The sequence below is a fragment of the uncultured Megasphaera sp. genome, assembly GCF_958350005.1.
GTDB lineage: Bacteria > Bacillota > Negativicutes > Veillonellales > Megasphaeraceae > Megasphaera.
Genome location: NZ_CATWFF010000201.1, coordinates 1 through 3,555 on the forward strand (window position 1 = coordinate 1; position 3,555 = coordinate 3,555).

Below are 3,555 nucleotides of genomic sequence, written 5' to 3' on the forward strand. Positions count from 1 at the left end.
ATTTATGGCCTGGGAGAAGCCGGTATGGCTTACGGCAGTGGTGGCAGCGGCGCCGTAGGCGCTATCAAGGATTTTTCCCGTCTTATTATTGGTGAAGATCCATTCAATACAGAAAAAATATGGGAAAAATTCTTGAAAAAAACCTTTTGGGGACAAGGTGGAGGAACCATTATTTTTACAGCGATTTCTGCATTGGATATTGCATTATGGGATATTAAAGGCAAAGTGCTGCAGGTTCCGGTATATCAGTTATTGGGTGGAAAGGTTAATTCCAAACTTCGAGCATATGCGTCGCAACTCCAGTTTGGATGGGGACCTGTAAGAGAAGCTAAAGCAACAGTTTCAGAATATGCAAAAGAAGCTAAAATCGCTGTAAATGATGGATACGATGCCATTAAGATTGATGTATTGGCATTTGATGCACAGGGAAATGTGCAGGAACATTTAGAAGGCCCCTTGCCTCACTCTATTATTGCTCTAGGAGCTTCGCGTGTGGCTGCTATACGAGAAGCAGTTGGTCCGGACGTAGATATTATCATTGAAAATCACGGACATACGGATTTAGTAAGTGCCATTCAGTTTGCTAAAGCGATTGAGCCGTATAATATTTTCTTCTATGAAGAAATCAATACGCCTCTCAATCCATCATTACTGCAGGTTGCTAAGGAAAAGATTGATATACCCATTGCATCAGGAGAACGAATCTATTCGCGCTGGGGATATTTGCCTTATTTCCAAAATCGCTCTATTGATGTTATTCAACCTGATTTAGGATCTTGCGGCGGTTTCTCCGAATTCAAGAAGATTGCTGATATGGCTCATACTTATGAGGTATCTGTACAGGCCCATGTTGCTGGAACAGGAATTGCTGAAGCAGCAGCACTTCATGCTGAAGCCAGCATTCCTAATTTCTGCATTCATGAGCATCATCAAAAAGTGTTGTTGCCGGAATATCAGGAATTGTGCAAATATAATTATCAACCTGTTCATGGTTCCTATACAGTGCCGGAATTACCGGGAATCGGTCAAGATATTACGGAAGAAGTATATAAACAATCTGATTATGTAGTTGTTCAATAGAAAAGGGGGAAATACGATGATTGGAGATTGCGCAAATTGTAATTGCGGCCATGTTTGTGCTGTAAAGGGGATCAGCTGCAAAGCCGTGGATCAGGAAAAAATTTTGGGATTGTATACGGAAGAAGAGAAAAAGATCATGGAGGCCGCTGCTTATGTGGAAGCGACGTATTACATGCAATACACCCGTATTCAGGAAACCGCTGCGTTTGCTCAAAAGATGGGGTATAAGACACTGGGATTAGCGTTTTGCATTGGCATCAGTAAGGAAGCGGAATTGATTGCCAAGTATTTTTCCAAGTTTTTTACCGTATATTCTATTTGCTGTAAGAATTGTGGCATATCCAAAGATGTACTGCACTTGAAAAAAGTTCATCCGGAAAGTGCTGTAGAGAGCATGTGTAATCCGAAAAGTCAGGCACAATTTTTAAATGAACAGCATTGTGAACTATTTATCTCAGCAGGACTATGTGTCGGCCACGACTCATTATTCAATAAAGCCTGCAATGGGCCGGTAACCAATCTGATTGCCAAAGACAGAGTATTGGCACATAATCCGATTGCAGCCGTATATTCCAGTTATTGGAAGGGAAAATTGGGGATCAATGACTGATTATACAGGATGACCGGAACCGTCAGGAGTTTCAGAGGTATTGAGATTCCTGACGGAACCAGTTCATACAATCCATAGATATATAGCGAGGGGTGACAGTATGACACAAGAAAAGAGCGAGCCTTTTTTTAAGCGATTTTCAATACAATTAGTTTTACCTATAGTGTCTGTTGGACTGGCCATTGCCATAGACCAGATCCTGCCGAGAGCGATCGAGCAAAAAACAGTAGCGCATCCTTATTTTACCTATCTTTTGGGTATTACCTTGTTGGGCTATGTGGGAATGATCATAGTGGGAAAATTAAGATATGCCCAATGGTATGCTACAGCTAATTATATCGCTCCGTTTTATGCAGGCGTCACATTATTTTTAAATGTTCTAAATATAGTAACTGCCAAATATGCCATACTTCCAGTTCTGTACTTTCCGGCTATCGACCGGGTATTATCGGTATTGGTCAATGATGCGGCTTACTTGGCAACGTGTGTTGTCTATTCGTATCGACTATTATTTATGGGCTGGTTTTTGGGAGCACTTGTAGGAATTTCTACTGGAATTATGCTTGGATTCAGTAAGGCTGCTGATTATTGGATATGGCCGTTTATTCGTACTATCGGTCCAATTCCGTCAACGGCATGGATTCCGCTGGTACTGGTTGCCTTTCCTTCCGTTGTTTCGGGAAGTGTATTTCTGATTGCCCTGGCCGTATGGTTCCCGACAACGGTCCTTACAAACAGTGGCATTGCCAATATTAAGAATTCCTATTTTGAAGTGGCTTCCACGCTGGGCGCAGGACGGTGGTATCAGATTTTTAAGATTGGCGTTCCTGCAGCTATGCCCAGTATTTTCCAGGGATTGTTTAACGGTACTTGTGCTTCCTTTATTACGCTGGTAACGGCGGAAATGTTGGGCGCCAAATATGGGTTGGGATGGTATATTAACTGGCAAAAGGAAATGATGGCCTATTCCAATGTATATGCCGGCCTGATTTTGATAGCCGCCAGTTTTTGTCTTATTCTTACGGGATTATTTAAATTCAGAAATTATATCTTAGTATGGCAGAAGGGGGTAATAAAATGGTAGGAGGGATCCAGATACAGGCAGTAGATAAAAATTTTGTCAATGCATCGAATGAAACGGTGCAGGCATTATCGGATGTGTCCTTAACGATTCATCCAGGCTCATTTGTATCCATTATCGGTCCTTCTGGCTGCGGGAAATCTACGCTGCTGCGGCTTATATCCGGACTGTCTCATCCCGATAAGGGGCGTATTGTATTGGACGATAAGCAAATAAGCTCCCCAGGCGATGATCGTGGGTTTATGTTTCAGGAACACAATTTATTTCCCTGGCTGACCATTTATGATAATATTGCCTTTGGCCTGCGAGCCAGAAAGTTATATAAAAAAAACAAGCAAAAAGTAGCTGACATTTTGCATTTAGTGGGATTACATGGATTTGAATCGTACTACCCTCATCAGTTATCTGGCGGCATGTGCCAACGGGCATCGTTGGCGCGGGCATTGGTTGGAAATCCCAAAGTATTGCTGCTGGACGAACCGCTGGGCGCATTGGATGCATTTACGCGGATGAACATTCAGGATGAGATACTGCGTATCTGGAAAGAAGAACACATGACCATGGTCATGGTGACTCATGACGTGGATGAAGCTGTATATTTATCCGATACGATTGTCGTGATGACTGCTCGTCCCGGCAGGATTGTCAAGTTAGTTCATGTTGATTTGCCCCGTCCTCGCGATCGAAGTGCTGAAAACTTTTTCCACTATAGTTCAGAAGTACTGAGGCTTCTGCATTATGGCGGGACAGTGCCAGAGCCGGAATATTACTTATAATGTTATAT

The 3,555-nt window shown here is 42.6% G+C and carries 4 protein-coding genes; all 4 read left to right on the forward strand.

Features of this window, described 5'->3' with window-relative positions:
- Positions 1-1,080, forward strand: a 1,080-nt coding sequence (locus tag Q3886_RS09455) for a mandelate racemase/muconate lactonizing enzyme family protein (protein WP_301861194.1), incomplete at its 5' end; no start/stop codon positions are given.
- 16 nt (positions 1,081-1,096) lie between these two features.
- Positions 1,097-1,690: a DUF1847 domain-containing protein gene (locus tag Q3886_RS09460; protein WP_301861195.1), complete on the forward strand. Its 594-nt coding sequence runs from the start codon at positions 1,097-1,099 to the stop codon at positions 1,688-1,690.
- A gap of 100 nt (positions 1,691-1,790) precedes the next feature.
- Entirely contained in the window at positions 1,791-2,774 is a 984-nt protein-coding gene (locus Q3886_RS09465; protein WP_301861196.1) for an ABC transporter permease, read from the forward strand.
- Positions 2,768-3,547, forward strand: a complete 780-nt coding sequence (locus Q3886_RS09470) for an ABC transporter ATP-binding protein (RefSeq protein ID WP_301861197.1) — start codon at positions 2,768-2,770, stop codon at positions 3,545-3,547. The genes Q3886_RS09465 and Q3886_RS09470 overlap by 7 nt, the downstream gene beginning before the upstream one ends.
- Positions 3,548-3,555 lie beyond the last annotated feature (8 nt).